Origin of the sequence: Actinomycetospora aeridis (assembly GCF_037400275.1) — a bacterium.
Classification (GTDB): domain Bacteria; phylum Actinomycetota; class Actinomycetes; order Mycobacteriales; family Pseudonocardiaceae; genus Actinomycetospora; species Actinomycetospora aeridis.
In genome coordinates this window covers 114,930-132,881 of the sequence record NZ_JBBEGL010000004.1, presented here as the reverse complement: position 1 = coordinate 132,881, position 17,952 = coordinate 114,930, and the positions used below count along the sequence as shown (strand labels likewise).

Annotated in this window: 16 protein-coding genes; 6 read left to right on the top strand and 10 right to left on the bottom strand. The window is 75.0% G+C overall.

Annotated features, from left to right (window positions below):
• Positions 1–168 precede the first annotated feature (168 nt).
• Positions 169–537: a DUF3870 domain-containing protein gene (locus WCD41_RS15520; RefSeq protein ID WP_337714358.1), complete on the bottom strand. Its 369-nt coding sequence runs from the start codon at positions 535–537 to the stop codon at positions 169–171.
• A 138-nt stretch (positions 538–675) separates the two neighbouring features.
• Here WCD41_RS15520 and WCD41_RS15515 point away from each other — a divergent pair, with 138 nt between their 5' ends.
• Complete coding sequence (locus tag WCD41_RS15515) at positions 676–1,245, top strand: bifunctional nuclease family protein (RefSeq protein WP_337714357.1); 570 nt, start codon at positions 676–678, stop codon at positions 1,243–1,245.
• A 106-nt stretch (positions 1,246–1,351) separates the two neighbouring features.
• Here WCD41_RS15515 and WCD41_RS15510 read toward each other — a convergent pair whose 3' ends face one another.
• Positions 1,352–1,840, bottom strand: a complete 489-nt coding sequence (locus WCD41_RS15510; protein ID WP_337714356.1) for a hypothetical protein — start codon at positions 1,838–1,840, stop codon at positions 1,352–1,354.
• 166 nt (positions 1,841–2,006) lie between these two features.
• Positions 2,007–2,675 (bottom strand): hypothetical protein, encoded by a 669-nt coding sequence (locus tag WCD41_RS15505; RefSeq protein ID WP_337714355.1) that lies wholly within the window; start codon positions 2,673–2,675, stop codon positions 2,007–2,009.
• 330 nt (positions 2,676–3,005) lie between these two features.
• Here WCD41_RS15505 and WCD41_RS15500 point away from each other — a divergent pair, with 330 nt between their 5' ends.
• Positions 3,006–4,223 carry a hypothetical protein gene (locus tag WCD41_RS15500; RefSeq protein WP_337714354.1) on the top strand — a complete coding sequence of 406 codons (1,218 nt, stop codon included), beginning with the start codon at positions 3,006–3,008 and terminating at the stop codon, positions 4,221–4,223.
• A 1-nt stretch (position 4,224) separates the two neighbouring features.
• Here the strand turns inward: WCD41_RS15500 and WCD41_RS15495 are convergent, their stop codons facing one another.
• Together WCD41_RS15495 and WCD41_RS15490 are read right to left on the bottom strand one after the other, a co-directional pair.
• Positions 4,225–5,625 (bottom strand): MFS transporter, encoded by a 1,401-nt coding sequence (locus WCD41_RS15495; RefSeq protein WP_337714353.1) that lies wholly within the window; start codon positions 5,623–5,625, stop codon positions 4,225–4,227.
• Positions 5,622–6,068, bottom strand: a complete 447-nt coding sequence (locus WCD41_RS15490) for a MarR family winged helix-turn-helix transcriptional regulator (RefSeq protein ID WP_337714352.1) — start codon at positions 6,066–6,068, stop codon at positions 5,622–5,624. Before WCD41_RS15490 ends, WCD41_RS15495 begins: the two co-directional genes overlap by 4 nt.
• A 71-nt stretch (positions 6,069–6,139) precedes the next feature.
• Between WCD41_RS15490 and WCD41_RS15485 the strand changes: the two genes are divergently transcribed.
• Complete coding sequence (locus WCD41_RS15485; protein WP_337714351.1) at positions 6,140–7,336, top strand: CaiB/BaiF CoA transferase family protein; 1,197 nt, start codon at positions 6,140–6,142, stop codon at positions 7,334–7,336.
• Here the strand turns inward: WCD41_RS15485 and WCD41_RS15480 are convergent.
• From WCD41_RS15480 to WCD41_RS15470, 3 genes are all read right to left on the bottom strand, one after another.
• Complete coding sequence (locus WCD41_RS15480; RefSeq protein WP_337714350.1) at positions 7,333–8,307, bottom strand: alpha/beta fold hydrolase; 975 nt, start codon at positions 8,305–8,307, stop codon at positions 7,333–7,335. The genes WCD41_RS15485 and WCD41_RS15480 overlap by 4 nt on opposite strands.
• A gap of 70 nt (positions 8,308–8,377) precedes the next feature.
• Positions 8,378–9,673, bottom strand: a complete 1,296-nt coding sequence (locus WCD41_RS15475; RefSeq protein ID WP_337714349.1) for a glycoside hydrolase family 88 protein — start codon at positions 9,671–9,673, stop codon at positions 8,378–8,380.
• Between the two features lie 112 nt (positions 9,674–9,785).
• Complete coding sequence (locus WCD41_RS15470) at positions 9,786–10,031, bottom strand: hypothetical protein (protein WP_337714348.1); 246 nt, start codon at positions 10,029–10,031, stop codon at positions 9,786–9,788.
• Positions 10,032–10,209: 178 nt separating this feature from the next.
• On the opposite strand from WCD41_RS15470, the gene WCD41_RS15465 reads away from it, so the two are divergent.
• From WCD41_RS15465 to WCD41_RS15455, 3 genes are all read left to right on the top strand, one after another.
• Entirely contained in the window at positions 10,210–11,388 is a 1,179-nt protein-coding gene (locus WCD41_RS15465) for an erythromycin esterase family protein (RefSeq protein ID WP_337714347.1), read from the top strand.
• A 253-nt stretch (positions 11,389–11,641) separates the two neighbouring features.
• The gene (locus WCD41_RS15460; protein WP_337714346.1) at positions 11,642–13,147 is read left to right on the top strand and encodes an HNH endonuclease signature motif containing protein; all 1,506 of its coding nucleotides are present in this window, start codon (positions 11,642–11,644) and stop codon (positions 13,145–13,147) included.
• 257 nt (positions 13,148–13,404) lie between these two features.
• Positions 13,405–14,550, top strand: a complete 1,146-nt coding sequence (locus WCD41_RS15455) for a hypothetical protein (RefSeq protein ID WP_337714345.1) — start codon at positions 13,405–13,407, stop codon at positions 14,548–14,550.
• A 6-nt stretch (positions 14,551–14,556) separates the two neighbouring features.
• Here the strand turns inward: WCD41_RS15455 and WCD41_RS15450 are convergent, their stop codons facing one another.
• Positions 14,557–16,803, bottom strand: coding sequence for an FUSC family protein (locus tag WCD41_RS15450; RefSeq protein WP_337714344.1), 2,247 nt, complete (start codon positions 16,801–16,803; stop codon positions 14,557–14,559).
• A gap of 87 nt (positions 16,804–16,890) precedes the next feature.
• Positions 16,891–17,952: a YecA family protein gene (locus WCD41_RS15445; protein ID WP_337714343.1), complete on the bottom strand. Its 1,062-nt coding sequence runs from the start codon at positions 17,950–17,952 to the stop codon at positions 16,891–16,893.

Here is a 17,952-nt window from a genome sequence, read left to right as displayed (position 1 = left end):
CGCACACCTCACCGCCACGCGACGGCGCGCGACGGTCGGGCCTCACCCGCTGGTCCGGCGGCCCGGTCCACCGGGCGAGGTGGGAGCCGTTCGGAGAGCTCGGCGTCCGCCAGGACCGGTCGGCCCGCGGCGGAGTGGTCCGGAGCACAACAAACGGCGGGTTTCCTGTCAAGACTCCGTGGGGAAGGCTCCGGATTCGCGCAGGCGGGAGGCGAGGTCGCGGATCGCGCCGACGATCGCCTTGCGCCCGTTCCCGAAGTAGGCGCGCTCGACCGTCGTGACGATGTGCTCCTGGTCGCGCAACAGGTCGGCGCCGAAGAGCAGCTCGGCGACGAAGGCGTCGGCGACGCGCGTCGCGAGCGTCGTGGAGGCGTCGACGACCAGGCCGGTGCGGGTGTCGATGCGGACGATGATCGTCAGGTGCCGCCACATGACGCCCGCGCCGGTGCTCTGCGGCAGCTGGGCATAGCCGGCGACCAGCACGCTCCGGTCGGCGGGCGTGGGGACGGGGCCGGGGGAGGACGGGGAGCTGTCCACCGCGACACCCGACCACCACCGCGTGCGGGTGTCCACCCGGACGGCCCTTGTGAGCGAACTTCGGGGCTATAGCCCCGGAGTTCGCTCACGTGGCAAGGCCGGTCGACGCCGGGTGGCGGGCGGGCGGATAGTGGAGACATGGCTGTGGTCGAGGTCGCCGGTGTAGGGCAGGAGCAGGGCAGCGAGGATCCGGTGCTGCTGCTGCGCGAGCAGGGCGGGGGACGCCGCTACCTCGCGATCTGGATCGGCGCGCCCGAGGCGACCGCGCTCGCCGCCGCCGAGGTCGCGGCCACGCTGCCCCGCCCGCTGACCCACCGGCTGCTGCTCGACGCCGTCGAGGCGTTCGGTGCGCAGCTCACCGGTGTCCGGCTCACCGCGCTCGTCGAGGGCCAGTTCCACGCCGAGCTCGACCTGATCACCGCCGACGGCGGCACGCGCTCGGTGTCGGCCCGCGCGAGCGACGCCGTCACGCTCGCCGTGCACCAGGGCTGCCCGATCGACGCCTCGGAGGACGTGCTCTCGGAGGCCGCGCTGCCGGCGAACGCGGTCGCGACAGTCGGGGGCACCGAGGACGAGCCCGACGAGTCGGACCCCACCTCGCCCGCGGGCACGGCGGACGTCGAGGACGAGGTCGAGGCCCTGCGCCGCGCGCTCTCCGAGGCGACGCCGGACGACTTCCGCACCGACCGACCGGGCGAGGACGAGTAGGGGCGCCCGCCGGCCGGGCTCGCGCGCGGCCTCGGTGGTGCGGTTGCTGGCTGGTATCTCTCGCCTGGCGAGAGATACCAGCCAGTAACCGTCGAGGCGGCTCCGGTCAGGCGCGCTGGGTGGGGACGGCGACGCCGCTCCACGGCGGCCGGGCCGAGGCGAGCGCGCTGATCGACAGCGGCCCGCTGATCGACGACGGGTCGGCCGACCGGGGCGCCGGGGTCGACGACGCGGCGACCTGGCGGCTGCGGCGCTGCGCCCGCGAGACGCGGGCGGCGAGGGCAGCCTTCTCGGCCTCGTCGTGGCGCGCCGCGCGACGTCCGCGCCAGCCCAGTCGTGCGGGCGGGCCGGTGGCGGGGACCGGGGCGGGGTCGAGGCGCAGCTCGACGCGGTCGGCCGGCGGCGGTCCGGCGTCCACCGCAGCGGTGGGGCCGACCGGGCGGATGGTCAGTGTCGTGACGTCGAGGCCCGGCGGCATGGCCGGTGTCGGCGTCGGCGCCGGGATCGTGTGCCGGACGGCGAGGGCGATCCGGCGGGGCCGGTCCTGATCACTCGGACCGGACTCGGTCGTGTCGGGGCGGCTGTGACGGCCCATGGAGCACCTCCGTGGCCTCAGCGCTCCTCCACGCTGAGCTGATCGGCGTAGAGAAGAGCTTTGCCAGGCGAGGGCGACTTCACACCCGGAAAATCGTTCCGGGTGCGGACGGACGAACGCCCCGGGTCCGCGAACGAACCCGGGGCATCCCCCGACGCACCAGGAGTCACATCGACATGATGCCGCTGGTGATCGGCGTGCTGGTCGAGCCGCCCTCCACCTGCTGGGTCGCGGAGTCCTCGGGAGCGTCGCCCTCGTCGTCGCCCTCGTCGTCGCCCGGGGTCTCCTCGGGGGCCGGCGTGGTGCCCGGGTCGACATCGACGATGTCGATCACCGGGTCGAGCAGCCCGGGGTCGAGGCCCTCGTCGTCGTCGCCCTCGTCGTCACCCGGGGTCTCGTCGTCGACGGGCGGGACGACCGGGTTCTCGTCGTCGTCGCCCTCGTCGTCACCCGGGAGGATGACGTCGATCGGGTCCTCGTCGCCGTCCTCCTCGTCGTCCCCGCCGGGCAGCTCGGGGTTGATGACCGGCGACTCGTCCTCGTCGCACTCGTGGTCCTTCGGTGCGTCGCCGTCGTGCTCCTCGTGGCCCCAGCCGTCGTGCTCGGGCTTGTCCTTGCCCTCGTCGTGACCCCAGTCGCCGTGCTCGTTGCTCGAGTCGTGCGTGGTCTCGGAGCTGGTGTCGTGGCCCGCGTCCGCCGGGGCCTCGCCGGCGAACGCCATCGTGCTGCCGCCGCCCACGAGGGCGAGCGCCGCCGCGGCGGTCAGGGCTCCGCGACCGGCGAGGCCGGCGAGACGGTCGGCCCGGTGCGTGCTCGGTGCACTGTGTGCGCCCATGAGATGTCCTCATCGTTCGGGGTAATCGGAGTTCTCACAGCGCGACGGGTGATCATGCGTCCCCCCGGTACGCCGAACAGGTAACGACGTTCAGCGGATCGAGGTAACGGAAGAGTCACGGAGAAATATCCGTACGATCTCGGACGACCGGAGATGCCCTGGTCGGGGCGTGATGGCCGTGCGACTCACTCCGTCGTGACCGCTGGCGATCACGCAGCGGTGGCCCTCTACCGAGATCGCGACGCCGGCACGTGGACGACGCGCCAGGCAATCGGGTGACAAGGAGATCGCCCACTGGTACCCCGCAGCCGATCTCGTGACACTTCGCGGGTGGTCAGAGTGCGCGAGGCGTCCTTCCGGGGTGCGACGCCGATGGCGGAGGCGGGCCCGGAACTCCTCGGCGTGCGCGACGTGGACGCCGCGGCCGCGTACCGGCCCCGACCCGTCGACGAGGTGCTCGAGGACGCGCTCGGCGCCGACCGCCCGCTCGTCGCCGTGACGGGCGAGCGCCTCGCGGGGGCCTCGCGGGCCCTGCACCGGGCGTTGCGCCGCATGCTCGGCGACCGCCTGCTCCTGCCCGTCGCCGACCCCCACGCCGTCGACCTCGCCGCCGCCGTCGGCGCCGCGCGGGCCGCGGCCGAGCGGTCGGGGCCGGTGGTGATCGCCGCCGACGACGCGCCGCCCTCGCTGCTCGACCAGGTCGACGACGTGCTCCTCGCGCGACTCGGCGGGGACGTGCGCCTCGTGCTGACGACCCGGACCACGTTCCTCGACGCCTACCTCGCGCCGGCGACGCGGGCCCGGCTCGAGGACGCGCTGGTCACCGTCCCGCCCGTCGGCGCCGAGGTCCGTCCCCTCGCGCGGGCGCGTGCGGTGCTCGACCCCGTCGGCTGGTCGTCGCGGGTCCCGCTCGGCCTGCTGCGCACCGCGGTCGACTGGGAGCGGCTCGGTGTCCCGCTCCCGCTCACGCCCGCGCTGCTCGCCGAGGTCGCGCCGCTGTCGTTCGCCGCCCTCGACGCGCCGGCGCCGGACCGGGGGGAGCTGCGGCGCACGGTGCGCGACCTCGTGCGCGCCGACCACGGTGGCCTGCGCCTGCTGCACGCCGTGCCGACGGGGAAGGGGCGCTCGCACCTCGTCGCCGACCGGGTCTTCTCCTACCTCGCCGACCACGACGCGTCCGGCTGGCGAGTGTCGGAGGACCTCGCCCGCGACCTGTGGCACCGGCTCGCCCCCGAGCGGCGGGCCCGCGTCGCGCGCGTGGCCCTCGCCCGCGGCGACGGCCAGGCGGCGCTGTGGCTCGCGACCCAGGTCCCGCCCGACGACCTCGAGCCCGAGGCGCTCTACCGGCTCGGCGTCACGCTCGCGGAACGCTCCGCCTCCTACACACCGGAGCCCGGGCGCTGGGACGGCGGCGCCCTGCGCTGGCTGACCGCGGCGCTCGACCGGGCCGACGCCGGGCTCGTGCCGCGAGCCCAGGAGGCGATCCTCGCGCTCGAGGCCCGTCGCGAGGAGCGGCAGGCGCGCGGCACCGCGATGGTCGGGGCCTGACTCACGCCGGCCGGACCCGCGCCAGGGAGCGGTCGACCAGCGTGAGCACGAGGAAGACGACCGCGGCGGCGAGCATGACGAGCGCGAGCTCGTGCATGCCCGTGGTGGTGGCGCCGTCGCGGAAGACGATCCCGTTGGTCGCCGAGGCGATGATCGCGCCGAGGTAGAAGAACGTCCGCATGAGCCCGGCCGACGACCCGAGCCGGGCGGGGTCGGCCTGGTGGTAGACGGCGTTCTGGTTCGCGAGGTTGTTCAGGCCCTGCGGCATCCCGGCGACCGCGGAGACGGCGAGGATCAGCCACAGCGCGCTCCCGGCGTCCAGGAACAGCAGGAGCCCGGCGACGACGACCTGGCCGACGGCGCCCACCACGAGCTTGCCGCGGATCTCGCGCCGCCGTCCCGTCACCGTCGACACGACGATCGCCGCGCCGAACACCGGCAGCAGCACCAGTCCCGTGACCTGCGGCGACAGGCCGCGGCCTTCCTCGAGCCACTGGGTGTACCCGTAGAGGAACGCGTACGACGAGATCGCGGCGAGCAGCGAGCGCGCGTAGGTGGCGAGCAGCGGGAGGTTGCCGCCGAGCACCCGGAGGTCGAGGAACGGCAGTCGCGCGCGCAGCTCCCACCACGCGAGTGCCGCCCCCGCCGCGACCGACAGGACCGGCAGCCACCACAGGTCGGCCCGCAGGTGGGTGAGGAAGAGCAGCAGCGCCACGAGCGTCGCGACGAACAGCGCGATGCCGAGCGGGTCGATCGCCCGCGCGACGTCCCGCAGACCCCGTCGCGCGGCGTCCGTGCTCCGCGGCAGGTACAGCGCGCCGAGCACGAGGCAGGCGAGCGCGAGCGGGATGTTGACGGTGAACGTCAGCCTCCACCCGCCCACGCCGATGAGGAACCCGCCGAGCGTCGGGCCGATCACCGCGACCGTCTGCGTCGACACCGCGAGGATCGTCAGGACCCCGGAGGGGTTGTCGTGACCCGTGCGGTCGGCCTCGCCGCGGATCAGCGTCATCGCCGCCGGATAGCCCGCGCACGTCCCCAGCCCGAGCAGCACCCGCGCGACGACCAGCACCCCGATCGACGGGGCGAGCGCGCCCACCACGCCGCCGACCCCGATCAGCGTGGCGCCGGCCAGGAAGAGCCGCCGGGCACCGAAGAGGTCGACCAGACGGCCGACGACGGGCTGTCCGATGGCGGTGGCGAGGTAGAGCCCGGAGACGAGCCAGGCGGTCTGCGACGGCGGGGCGCCGAGCGCGACCCCGATCGGGATCAGCGCCACCGCGATCATCGTCGAGTTGATCGGGTTGAGGATCGCGCCCAGGACCATCGGCGCGACGAGGCGACGGTCGAAGCCGTCGGGGGCCTCGGCCTGTGGGCTCAGGCGACGCAGCGCGGCCGTCACCGGTCCGTCACCCGGTCCAGCAGCGCCATCGCCGCGACGACGGTGCCGCGCTCCTCGTCGGTGAGGCGCTCCTGCAGCGCGCGGGCCAGCCACTCCTCGCGGGCCGCGCGCGTGCTGTCGATCAGCTCGCGGCCCGGCGGGGAGATGACGAGCAGCTGCCGACGACCGTCGTCGGGATCGGCCCGGCGCGTCACCAGCCCGCGCTCCTCGAGCACCGCCGTCGACGCCGCCACCGACTGCGGGCGGATCCCCTCGGCGGCCGCGAGGTCGCTCGCCGTGCGCGGGCCCTCCCGCTCGAGGCGGCTCAGCAGCGAGGTCTGCGTGAGGGTCAGCTCGCCGGCCTGGTGGGACTCCCGGAGCCGCCGGCGCAGTCGCCCGACCACGACGCGCACCTCGTGCGCCGCGCGCACGGCGGACGGGCTCAGCTCCCGGGTGTCGCTCACGTCCCCAGCGTAGTTCTTCAGTCGCAACTGTTCAGGCTGGACTGATGAGTTTCGTGCCATACGGTCGGGCGGTGACGCTCCCCCTCGACGGCCTGAAGGTCCTCGACATGGCCTCGCTCGCCGCCGGCCCGCTCGCCGCGACCTACCTGGGCGAGTTCGGCGCCGACGTCGTGAAGCTCGAGCCGCCGGGCGTCGGTGACGCCATCCGCGGGTGGGGCGCGCAGCGCGACGGCGTCGGCGTGATGTGGAAGAGCGTGTCGCGCAACAAGCGCTCGGTGACGGTCGACCTGCGCGTCCCCGACGGCCAGGACCTCGCCCGTCGCCTCGCCGCGAGCTGCGACGTCGTCGTGGCCAACACCCGCCCGGCGACGCTGCGCCGTTGGGGCCTGGACCACGAGCGGCTGCGTGCGGGCAACGAGCGACTGGTGATGCTGCACGTCACCGGCTTCGGGCTCGAGGGGCCGAAGGCGGAGTTCCCGGGGTTCGGGACGGTGGGGGAGGCCATGAGCGGCTTCGCGCACCTGACGGGTGAGGCCGACGGGCCGCCGACCCTGCCGGCGTTCATGCTCGCCGACGGCGTCGCGTCGCTGACCGCGGCGTACGCCGTGATGATGGCGCTGTACGAGCGGGACGCGCGGGGCGGCACCGGGCACGGCCGGCTCGTCGACGTCAACCTCGTCGACCCGCTGGCGCGGCTGATCGAGCAGTCGCTGCTGACCTGGGACGCGACCGGCACGGTACCGACGCGGAAGGGCAACCGCTGGGACATCTCCGCCCCGCGCAACACCTACCGCACCGCCGACGACCGCTGGATCGCGATGTCGGGCAGCGCGCCCACCGTGGCGCTGCGGGTGTTCCGGGCGATCGGGCGCGCCGACCTCGCGGAGGACCCGGACTTCGCCGACCCCCAGCGCCGCCTCGCCCGCGCCGGCGAGGTCGACGCGGTGGTCGCGGACTGGGTGGCGCGGCACAGCCTCGACGAGGCGATGGCGGTGTTCGAGGCCGCCGAGATCGCCGCCGGGCCGGTGTACACGGTGGCCGACCTCGTCGCCGACGAGCAGATGGTCGCCCGCGAGGTGTTCCGGCGGGTCGACGACGCCGAGCTGGGCAGCCTGCTCGTCCAGGGGCCCGTGCCGCGGATGCCGGGCCTCGCGCCGCGCGTCGACCACCTCGGCCCGCCGCTCGGGGCCCACACCGACGAGGTGCTCGCCGAGATCGGGATCGACGACGCGACGCGGGCCGACCTGCGTGGCCGCGGCGTGATCTAGCCGGTCGCGTCCAGGTCGGTGTGCGCGGCGATCCGGTCGGCGAGGTCGGCGGGCTCCAGCGCGGCCGGCGGGTGCTCGTCGAGGAAGCGCAGCAGGCGGTCGGCGAACGCCTCCGGCTGGTCGCAGTGCGGGAAGTGGCCGGCGCCGTCGAACAGGGCCAGCTCGCTGCCGGCGACGAGCTCGTGGGCGCGCCGGCCGTGGTCGACCGGGATCATCGCGTCGGCGGTGCCCCACGCGATGAGCAGCGGCAGGTCGCCCGCGAGGTCGAGGCGGTCGGTGGCGCGCACGCGCTGGCCGCCGCTGTCGATGACGCTGCGCGCGGTGTGCACGAAGGCCCGGCGGTGCACCGGGTCGGCGAGCGAGGCGAAGGCGCGGCCCGACTCCCACGTCGACGGCGACAGGTGCCGCGAGAACCGTCCGGCCACCGACGTCAGCCGTTGCGCGGCCGTCACCACGCCCGAGCCGGCGATGACGGGCAGGACCCACTCGGCGGCCGGCAGCGTGGCCGCGCGCAGGGTCGGGCTGACCTCGCGGCCGAGCCCGCCGGAGTCGATGAGCACCAGCCGGCTGGTGTGCTGGGGGAACTGGAACGCGAACTGCTGGGCGACGCCGCCGCCGAGCGAGTGCCCGACGATCGTCGCGCGCGAGTAGCCGAGCGAGACGAGCAGGTCGCGCAGGCCGGTGGCGTAGCCGCCGAGGGAGTAGTCGGCCCAGGGCGCCGACGACGACCCGTGGCCCAGCAGGTCGGGTGCGATGAACCGGCGGGTCTCGCGTCGTCGCGCCATCTGCGCGAGCAGCGGGCTCCAGGTGTGCGCGGAGCCGGCGATGCCGTGCACGAGCAGGACGAGCTCGTCGTCGGCCTCGCCACCCGATCCGTGCCCGTCCCCGGCGACGGGGCCCGAGTCCCAGAAGGCGACGTGGTCGCCGTGCAGGGACGCGTGACGTCGCTGCGTTCTCCGGTGGTGTCCCATCGAACCGAGGGGTTCCCGGTGCCGCCGGTCCTGCCCCGTGATCGACGTGCGACGTCGACCACGGGTCGTGTCACCCCGCCGTGAGCTGCGCCGACGGCCCGACCTGGCGTTCCCAGCGGCTGAGGGCCTCGACGAAGTAGTAGTCGCCGAACATGATCCCCGAGTCGGCCTGGCCGGTCGGCAGGTTCTGCGTGCCGTGCAGCAGGACCGAGCGGAACGGGGTGTCACGGGACAGGTACGCGGGCGAGGACAGCGACGCGAGCATGCCCCGCGCGCCGTCGACGTCGGCGTCCTTGCGACCCGGGTCGGTGTCGAGCGTGTTCATGTCGAGCAGCGCGCTCGCGGTGACGGCCGCCGCCGAGGTGTCGCGCGGTTCCGGCGGCGCCTGCGGCACCGAGAAGTCCCAGTAGGGGACGCGGTCCGGCGGCAGGTGGCCGAGGAACCAGTCGGCGGTGCGGTGCGCGGTGTCGAGGTAGCGGGGGTCGCGGGTGTAGCGGTACGCCATCGCGAACCCGTACGCCGCCCACGCCTGCCCGCGCGCCCACGTCGAGTCGTCGCGGGCGCCCTGCTCGGTGTAGTTGCGCACCAGGTCGCCGGTGCGCTGGTCGTAGCCGGCGAACATGAAGGTGCTGCCGTCGGGGCGCACGAGATCGGTCATCGTGCGGTTCGCGTGCCGGTTCGCGATGTCCGTGTACTGCGGGCGCCCGTTCTGCCCGGCCCAGTACAGGAGCTCCAGGTTCATCACCGCGTCGATGTTGACCTGGTACTTCTCCTCGTCGTCGCGGTCGTCCCAGACGCGGAGCATGCCGACGGTCGGGTTGAACCGGGCCGCGAGCGTGTCGGCCGCGGCGAGCGCCGTCTGCTTCGCCGACTCGTCGCCGGTGAGCTCGTGGTCGACCGCGAACGTCATGAACATCTTGAAGCCGAGGTCGGTGTCGTCGTGCGACGCCTCGGGCGCGAGCGGCGCCTGCCAGCGCTCGGCGCGCTCGCGCCACACCGGGTCCTGCGTCCGCTCGAACACCCGCCACAGCGCGGCGGGGAAGAAGCCGGACGTCCAGTCCTCCGGCTCCTTCGTCAACCACGTCCCGTCCGGGTTCGTCCGGACGGGATAGGCCGGGGGCGCGAGCGCGTCGGCGGTCTCCGCGAGCCGCGCGTCGGCGAACGCGAGGACCGGCCCCGACGGGTCGGACGGTGCGGCCGCGCGGGCGTCCCGTGCCTGGGCGGTCCGGCCGGTCTGGGCGGCCGGCTCGGTCTCTCCCGCCGGTGCCGGCGGCGAGCTGCAGCCCGCGGCGACCGCCGCGACGAGGCCGGTGGCGAGAGCGGTGACGAGCCACGCGCGCCGGAACGCGCGGTGCGGTGACGGCATCGGCTGGACCCCCCGGTCCCGTCCGGCCTCCTGGCGAGGCCGGTCGGGCGCGGGACGCTAACAGTCCGGAGGAGCTCCGCCGTCGGCGGTGCTGGTCAGCTCGGTCGCTCGGTCAGCTCGCGATGGGCGAGCGGCGCGGCTGCGTCGCCTGGTCCGCGGTGCGCTGGGTCGGGATGCTGGCGACGATCGCCTCGCGGCGGTGCGCCCGGCGCACCGCGGCGGCGCGGTCGGCCTCGCCGCGCCACGCCTCGACGGTCTGCTCGTCGCGCGTGCCCCGGCGAGCCATGCTCACGAGCGGCGTGACGAGCCACGCGCCGACACCGACACCCAGCGCACCAACAGCGGCCTGAACAGCCATGATGTTCCCCCGATGATCCCCGACGTTCCCCCGATGGAACGTGTTGCCTGGTCGTCGCGGCGCAGGCCTGCGGCGTTATCGGTTGTGCACGACGCCACCCGTTCGGTTGAAACCTGGACGTCCGGGTGGACGTCAACCCGCTCGACGGCTGCGCCGTCGGGGTCGGAGGATGCGCGTCGTGACGCTCCCCGACGCCGTGCGCGTCCTGTCCGCCGTCGACCCCACCGCCGTCGATGGCCTCGTGGGCGACGCGCCCGTCGTGGCGATCGGCGAGAACAACCACGGCATCCGCGAGTTCGGTGAGCTGCGCGACCGGCTCGTGCGGTACCTCGTCCGCGAGCGGGGGTTCGGGGTCGTGGGGCTCGAGTCGGGGTTCGCCGAGGGCGCGCTCGTCGACGAGTGGGTGCGGGGGAGCGGCACGCCCTGGGACGACGTCGCCCGCGACGGCTTCACGTTCCGGGCGGGCGACCACCCCGAGATGCGCACCCTCCTGGAGGGACTGCGCGAGTACCGGTCGGCCGACAGCACGGTGCGCTTCGCCGGGCTCGACCTGCCGGGGTCGGGCGGGTCGCCGGAGCCGGCGCTGCGGCGGCTGCGGGACCTCGTCCCCGACGTCGTCGACCGGGCCCTGGAGGCGACGGCGGCGTACGCGGCGGCGAACAACGGCCTCGCGCCCGGGCGCTGGTCGGCGCTGGACGCCGCGACGCAGGACGCCGCGACGACGGCGCTGGCCCGCGTGCTGCTGGGGGTCGAGGCGCTGAGACGTCCTCCCGAGGACGCCCGTCACCTCGCGCTCGGGGCGCTCCGGCTCGACGAGCAGCTGCGCGAGTTCGGGGTGCTGTTCGCGCCGGACCCGCCGGCGCGGGTCGTCTCGTCGCGCGACGTCTACATGGCCGAGTCCGCGCGGCGCCTGCGCGCCTCCGGCGAGAAGGTCGTCCTGCTCCTGCACAACGGGCACGCCCAGCGCGTCCCGTTCGCGTTCCTGCCGGGGGTGAGCGCGCCGTCCGCGGGGACCCTGCTCGCCGAGACCTTCGGCGACGACTACGTCGTCCTCGGGATCACCGCGGTCGGCGGGTCGACGACCGGCCTCGCCCTCGACGACGGCGCCCGGCACGGCATCGTGCTGAGCACCGACGCGCTGCCGGAGCCCGCGCCGGACAGCGTCGAGCAGGCGGTCGTGGACGCCGGACTCGGCGCCGAGCCGGTGCTGCTGGACCTGCGCGCGGCGCGGGGTGCCACCGGACCGGCCAGCATCCGGCACGCGACGACCCACATCCCCGTCGACGTGGCCGCGGGCTACGACGCGGTGTTCTGCCTGCCGACCCAGTCGGTCAGCGCCGCGGCCGACGCGGGGTGAGCGCGGGCCGTCCGGGCGGCTCGTCGTGGCGCGATTGTTGAGCGAAGGGCACCTTCGGTCGGATAGATCGGTGAGGGGCGCCACTCGCCGGAATCGGGGCGCCGGCATGGCGAGCGCGAGCGGCACGTTCGGCATGATCGACAGGGGTCGTGGGCTGCGGTCGTGCCGGTCGCCGAACTTTGCCGAAAGAATCTTGGGGGAGTTGTCCGGAACGGCCCCGGCACTGTCGGGGGTCGGGGCTACATTCGAACACATGAGCGAACAGGTGGGTGGTGTCGAGCGGGAGCTCCTGGACCGCTCACGCGCCCACGTGATCGCCCACCGGCAGGCGTACTACCAGCGGCTGGCCGACATCGCCGAGTTCGACGAGCTCGGTATGGCCGCCCGGGCCGGGTACCGCACGACCTACGGGTTGATCGCTGATCGGGACCACCTCGGCCAGACGGAGGCGAAACGGCTGGTCGCCGAGGCCCAGGATCTGTGTCCACGCCGGAGCATGGCGGGCGAACCTCTGCCGGCGCGGTTGCCGGCCACTCACGACGCGCTGCAGGCGGGGTCGATCGACCCGGGACACGTGAAGATCATCCGGGAGACGACGCGGAAGCTGGCCGGGCTGGCGGGACCGGCGGCGCCGTCGTTGCCGGATCTGGTGGTGATCGAGGCGTCGCTGGCCCAAGCCGCGCGGGCGACGGCGCCGCACATGCTGGACAAGCTCGCGAAGCAGATCATCGACCGCTGCGACCCCGACGGCGCCGCCCCACCCGACGGCGCAGCCTCCCGCGACGAGCTGCTGGTGGTGCGCCGCAAGGACGGCTCCTTGGCGCTCAAGGGTGCGATGCACGATCCGATGGACGCCGAGGCGTTCATCAACGTCATCGCCGTGCTCTCCGCCCCGGCGGGTGCGGAGGATCAGCGTCCGCTGGCGCGCCGGCAGATGGAGGCGTTGCACGAGCTGGTCCGCGACGCCCGCCGCCCCCACGGCCTCGCCACCGAGACCGAACACGGGCAGGCCGACACCGACACCGCGCCCGCCGACGCGACCCCCGACGCCGCCGCGGAGGACAGCGAGCCCGCCGGCGCCGACGACCCGCGCGAGAGCAACTCGGGGGAGAGCGACTCATGCGAGAGCGACAGCACGGGCTCTAGCACCCAGGCTGAGGGCGACGCGGTCGGTGCTGACGAGCCGTGGGCGTTGATCCCCGAACCCCGCCGCCCTGCCGGGACCACCCGCACCGCGAAGAGTGGCTGGCTCGGGGGACCGGGGCGGGCGCTGCTGACGGTCACGATCGACCACCGTTGGCTCTGTGAAGCCCTCGCCGAACAGAACGGCGGGTTCGGGACGTTGGACTCCGGTGTCACCGTGGACGCCGCCACCGTGCGCCGGTGGGCGTGTGACGCCGAGATCGTCCCGGTCATGCTCGGGGCGAAGTCCGAGCCGCTGGATGTCGGGCGTCGTCAGCGCACCGCCACCGACGCGATCCGCCGCGCGCTGCACCTGCGCGACGGGGGGTGCGTGTTCCCCGGCTGCGACCGCAGCCCGCGCCGCTGCGAAGCCCACCACGTGCGCGAGTGGTACCGGCACCGCGGTGACACCGCGCTGGAGAACATGGTGCTGCTGTGCCGCTATCACCACCAGCTGCTCCACCACCGGCACTGGACGATGGAGATGATCGAGGGCAGGCCGTGGTTCACCCCGCCCTGGATCGTCGACACCGAACAGACACCGAGACCCGGCGGCCGACCCCACGTCCCCCTCTGACACCCAGGAGAACGCTTCGAGAATCGAAGCGTTCTCCTGAAAGCCTCCGGAGATTGAGCGGGCTGCCACACGGGCACGCCCGGGGCGAGACAGCGCGGGCATCGCGCTCCCTCGGCCCGTCGAGATGGTGGCGGGACGTCATCACCCCGAGATCGCGACGACGGCCGAGGCCTCCCCACCGTGCCCACGGATCGGGCACGGCGGCCACGCGCCCGTCGGCCTCCGCGATCTGCCTCGCATGCCGCAGGAGACCGCCCATGACCTCCACGGTGCCTCCACCCCAGGAGGGCTCCGTCCAGCACACGCCCACTCGCACCGTCGGCCTGCTCGCCGACCCGGGCCTGCCGACCAAGCTCGCCGAGCAGGTCGCCGACGACCTCCCCGACCTCCTCGCCCGCCACCTGCCGGGACGCACCTGGCGGGTCGAGACGGCGGAGGGCCCGGTCGGTCTCGACGCCGAGGGGCTCATGCCGATGCTGCGCACCGGCTGCGAGCGCCAGCGCCGCCACGGCTGGGACGTCGTCGTCATCGTCACCGACCTCCCGCGCCGCGCGGGCACCGAGCCGCTCGTCTCCGACTTCGGATCCGACGATGGCGTCGGTCTCGTGTCGGTCCCGGCGCTCGGGGCGATCGCCCTGCGACGCCGGCTGCGCGCCGCGGTCGTCGACCTGCTCGAGCACGGCCTGGCGGAGTCCTCGCCGGAGGCGACCCCGGCCCGTCGCGGCCTGTTCGCCCCGCCGATCTGCCGGGTCGCGTCGCAGCACGAGGGCATCGACAGCCACCTCGCCCTGCGAGGCACGCGGGGACGCCTGCGCCTGCTCGCCGGCATGGTGCGCAGCAACCGGCCGTGGCGTCTCGTCCCGAGCCTGTCCACCGCGCTCGCGGCCGCGGCCGCCGGTGCCGCGTTCGGGATCTTCTACTCGAACATCTGGGGGCTCGCGAACGCCGCGGGGCCGTGGCGCCTGGCGCTCATCGGTGTCCTCGCGGTCGCGGCCATGAGCACCTGGCTGATCGCGGACAACAAGCTGTGGGAGCACCCGCGCTCGCGGCGACTGCGCCGCGAGGTGCACCTCTACAACGCGGCGACCACCTCGACGATTGTGCTCGGCGTCGTCTGCTGCTACGCGCTCCTGCTGGCCCTCGCGGGGTCGGCGGCCGCCGTCGTCATCCCGCCGTCGTCGCTGGCCGAGACCCTCGGCCATCCCGTCGGCCCGACGGCGTACCTCGCGGTGGCGTCGATGGCGACGTCGATGGGCATCGTCGCCGGTGCGGTCGGCTCGGGTCTCACCGCACCGGAGGACGTGCGCGCCGCGGCCTACAGCACCCGCGAGCAGCAACGCCGCGCCCGCCTCGACCAGGAGGACGAGAGCGCCGCCAGGAGCGAGGAGGACGCGAGCAGCTGAGGCCCGTCACGCCGGGAGCGGGCGCCGGCGGCGGACCGCCCGTTCCGGCGTGGAGGGCGTCGCGCAGACGGGGGCGAGCACGACGCCGAGCGCGGCGAGGTCGTCGGCGAGCCAGCCCAGCCGACCCCAGGCGTCGGCCAGCAGCATCGTCTCCCGCGGGTGGTCGCACCGGTCCGGCGCGTCGGCCAGGGCACGCAGGGCGCGCTCGAGGAAGTCCGCGGGGATGCCGAGCACCGCGTCCGGCGCGCGCCGCTCGGTGAGCGCCCGCGCGACGGCGGCGTAGCCCTCGGCGAGCTCGCGGGCGTCGTCGCGCAGGCGCTCCACGAGATCCGGCCAGCGGTCGGGGAGCTCGGGCCCGACCGGATCCAGGTCGTCCAGCGACGACCGTGCCGTGCGCACGGCACGGTGCACGACGCCGAGCACGACGAACCAGTCGACGTCGTCCTCGTGGCGGACGCGGCGTTCCGAGCGGTACTGCAGGAACGTCGCCTCGAACAGCAGGAGCTCGTGGTCGGCGGGCTTCAGCGTGGCGGCCACGGCCTCGCGGCTGCCGGTGCCCGTGAGCCACGTGGCCGAGGCGGCGACGAGGTCGGCGGTGGCCCGCAGGCAGCGGGCGGCGTCGCGGCGGACCTCGCCGTGCCCGCCGGCGGGCCACACCGCCGCGCCGACCCCGATCCCGATGACCGCCCCCACGGCGACGTCGAGCAGGCGCACCCCGGCGAGCGACGGCCCGGCCGGGGTGAGCTGCACGAACAGCACCGCGACGAGGAGCGTGAAGCTCGCCTGCCCGGCGATCATCCCGAGCAGCGGGCCCGCCGCGACGGCCGCGACGCACAGGACGGGGAACAGCACGGCGTAGACGACCGACTCCGGCCCCACCACCGCGAGCAGCCCCGCCGCGACCACCGCCCCCGCCGCGGTCCCGGCGATCGCCGGCAGGAGCGTCGAGCGCGTCGAGGTCACCGACGTCCGCATGAGCGTCAGCGTCGCGAGCAGCACCCACAGCCCGTGGGAGAGGTCGAGCCCGCCGGCTACGAGGCGGGCGAGCGCGAGCCCGAGCCCGAGACGCACGGCGTTCTGCAGGTACACCGACCGCAGCGAGAGGTGCGCGCCGATGCGCCGCCACCACAGCAGCGGGGTCGACGCGGTGGTCCACCACGCCAGGTCCCCGGGCGCCGGTGGGCGGCCCCGTCGGTCCGGCGGGTCGACCACGATCCCGCCCGCCTGCACGGCCACCCGCGCGGCCGAGAGCACCTGGCCGACGGCGACCGCGGCCCGCGCGTGGGCGACCGTCTGGTCCCCGTCGGTGAGCACGGCGATCGAGTCGAGCCGGCGCTCGGTGTAGGCGACGCGGACGGCGTCGAGGTCGGCGGCGTCGGGCAGCGTGCCGCGGCCGCGCAGCGCGTCGGCGATCCGGCGCAGGATCGTCGCGGTGGCGGCGAGGGTCTCCTCGGCGTCGTGGGGAACGTGCCGGGTGCTCCCGGTCAGCAGCCCCTCCACGCGCCCCTGGACCCCGCGCAGCGCGGCCCCGAGGTGGGCGAGGCCGCGGTCCTCGCGGTCCGGGCCGGTGGGGCGCTCCTCCCACGGGGTGGCGAGCAGTCTGAGCCGGTCGGCGGCGTGCGCGGCGGCGCGACGACGGGCCGGGAGCGCCTCGGCGTCGCCGCGGCCGACGGCGTCGAGCAGGTCGGCCAGCGCCCGTGCCGCCGCGGCCGCCCGGCAGGCGTAGGTCTCGATCGGCCGGGGCGGCCACAGCACGCGGTCGGCGAGCGTGAGCAGCCCGATCCCGAACGCGAGGCCGAGCACCCGCTCGGGCAGCGTCTCCGGGGCGAACGGCGGGAACGAGGGCAGGATGTAGATCAGCTGCAGGCCGTTGGCGACGCCCGCGAAGCGCGGGCCGCCGACCGCGAGGAACGCGACGACCACGCCCACCACGAGCATCCCGACCGACGCCGCGATCGTGCTCCCGGCGAGCAGCGCGCCGGCGGTCAACAGGACCGAGCCGGCGACGAGGCAGGCGATCAGGGTCCGGGTGCGCTGCCGCGGCGTCCCGACGACCTGCGAGAGCACGCCGAACCCGATCGCCCCGAACACCGCGTACGTCGCCGCGGTCGGGCTGCCGAAGGCGTAGCGGCAGACCATGAACACGACCGTCGCGACGAGGCCGACGCGCAGCGCCCGCCGCGTCGCGGCCAGCCCGGGATCACGACGCAGGAGCCAGCGCACGACCCCGCGCACCGTGCTGCGATCGGCCACGGGCCGAGTGTGCCGCCCGGCGCGGGGCACCCACCAGCACCGGCACGGCCCGTGGAGGCGCGGGCACGCACGGTGAGAGGTGCGGAGTCAGCGCGCCCGCGGCCGCGAGGCGGTGCCACGCTTGATCACACGCTCCCGTCCCGCCGTCGGACGCGTCTCCGGCTCAGCCGGCGACACGGCCGGCGGCAGGGGCGGCGGCTCCACGGGCTTCGGCGCGAGGGCGGCGACGTCGTCGCCGGCACGTCCGCGGTGCAGGCAGCACTTCTTGTACTTGGTGCGCGACCCGCACCAGCAGGGGTCGTTGCGCCCCGGCGGCCAGGCCAGGGCGACACCGACCGGATCGGCGTCGGAGGTGTCGTCGAGCATCGCGGTGACCACCGCGGGGCTCGCGACCTCGACCTGGAGGGCCTCGCCGCGGCCGTGGGCGATCTGCAGTTCGACCTCGATGATCGCGCGGTGGGTGTCCCAGTCGGCCCCGAACTCGTCGGCGAGGTCCGGGCGGGCGCCGAGCAGCCGGGCGTGCTCCGCCTCCGGGAGGAACACCAGGTCCGGCGCGGCGTCCATCTCGTCGGCCAGCGCGTCGTACTCGTCGGGCGGGAGCCCGAGATCGCTGCGCACGAAGCGTCGGCGGACGAGGAGCTCATCCACCACGTCCGCGGCGTCGAGCTGCTCCTCCGAACCCTCCGCGAGGCGCTCCTCGCGCTCCACGGCGGTCTGCAGGGCGGCGGTGAGCCACTGCTCGGCGAGCTCACCGCGCCCGTTCTCGGTGAGCGCGTCGACGATCGGGATCACCGTGCTCGCCTCGCGGTGCAGGAGCGGACGCAGCGCGGTCAGCTCGGTCATGCCCTCGTCGTCGTGCCCGAGGCGCAGCAGGCGGTCGGCGTGCATCGCCCGCAGCCAGTGGGCGTCCCCCGTCGCCTCGCCCGCGGTGACCGAGCGGGCCGAGAGCGCCAGGCTCTCCTCCTGGTCGCCGGCGTCGTCGGCGATGTCGGCCGCGAGGCTCAGCGCGTAGCCGGCGTCGTCGGCGTCGGCCAGCCGACCCTCGTCGACCGCGGCGATCAGCTCCCGGACGTACGGGCGCGCGTCGCGCGCGGCCATCGCGTCGGCGCCCAAACCGTCGAGATCGTCCGTCGTCAGGAGCGAGGCCAC

Bases quoted from the DNA above. Each gene is read 5' to 3' on its own strand.
- WCD41_RS15515 (WP_337714357.1), top strand. From the start codon at position 676: ATGGCTGTGGTCGAGGTCGCCGGTGTAGGGCAGGAGCAGGGCAGCGAG.
- WCD41_RS15510 (WP_337714356.1), bottom strand. From the start codon at position 1,840: ATGGGCCGTCACAGCCGCCCCGACACGACCGAGTCCGGTCCGAGTGAT.
- WCD41_RS15505 (WP_337714355.1), bottom strand. From the start codon at position 2,675: ATGGGCGCACACAGTGCACCGAGCACGCACCGGGCCGACCGTCTCGCC.
- WCD41_RS15480 (WP_337714350.1), bottom strand. From the start codon at position 8,307: ATGGGACACCACCGGAGAACGCAGCGACGTCACGCGTCCCTGCACGGC.
- WCD41_RS15475 (WP_337714349.1), bottom strand. From the start codon at position 9,673: ATGCCGTCACCGCACCGCGCGTTCCGGCGCGCGTGGCTCGTCACCGCT.
- WCD41_RS15470 (WP_337714348.1), bottom strand. From the start codon at position 10,031: ATGGCTGTTCAGGCCGCTGTTGGTGCGCTGGGTGTCGGTGTCGGCGCG.
- WCD41_RS15460 (WP_337714346.1), top strand. From the start codon at position 11,642: ATGAGCGAACAGGTGGGTGGTGTCGAGCGGGAGCTCCTGGACCGCTCA.
- WCD41_RS15455 (WP_337714345.1), top strand. From the start codon at position 13,405: ATGACCTCCACGGTGCCTCCACCCCAGGAGGGCTCCGTCCAGCACACG.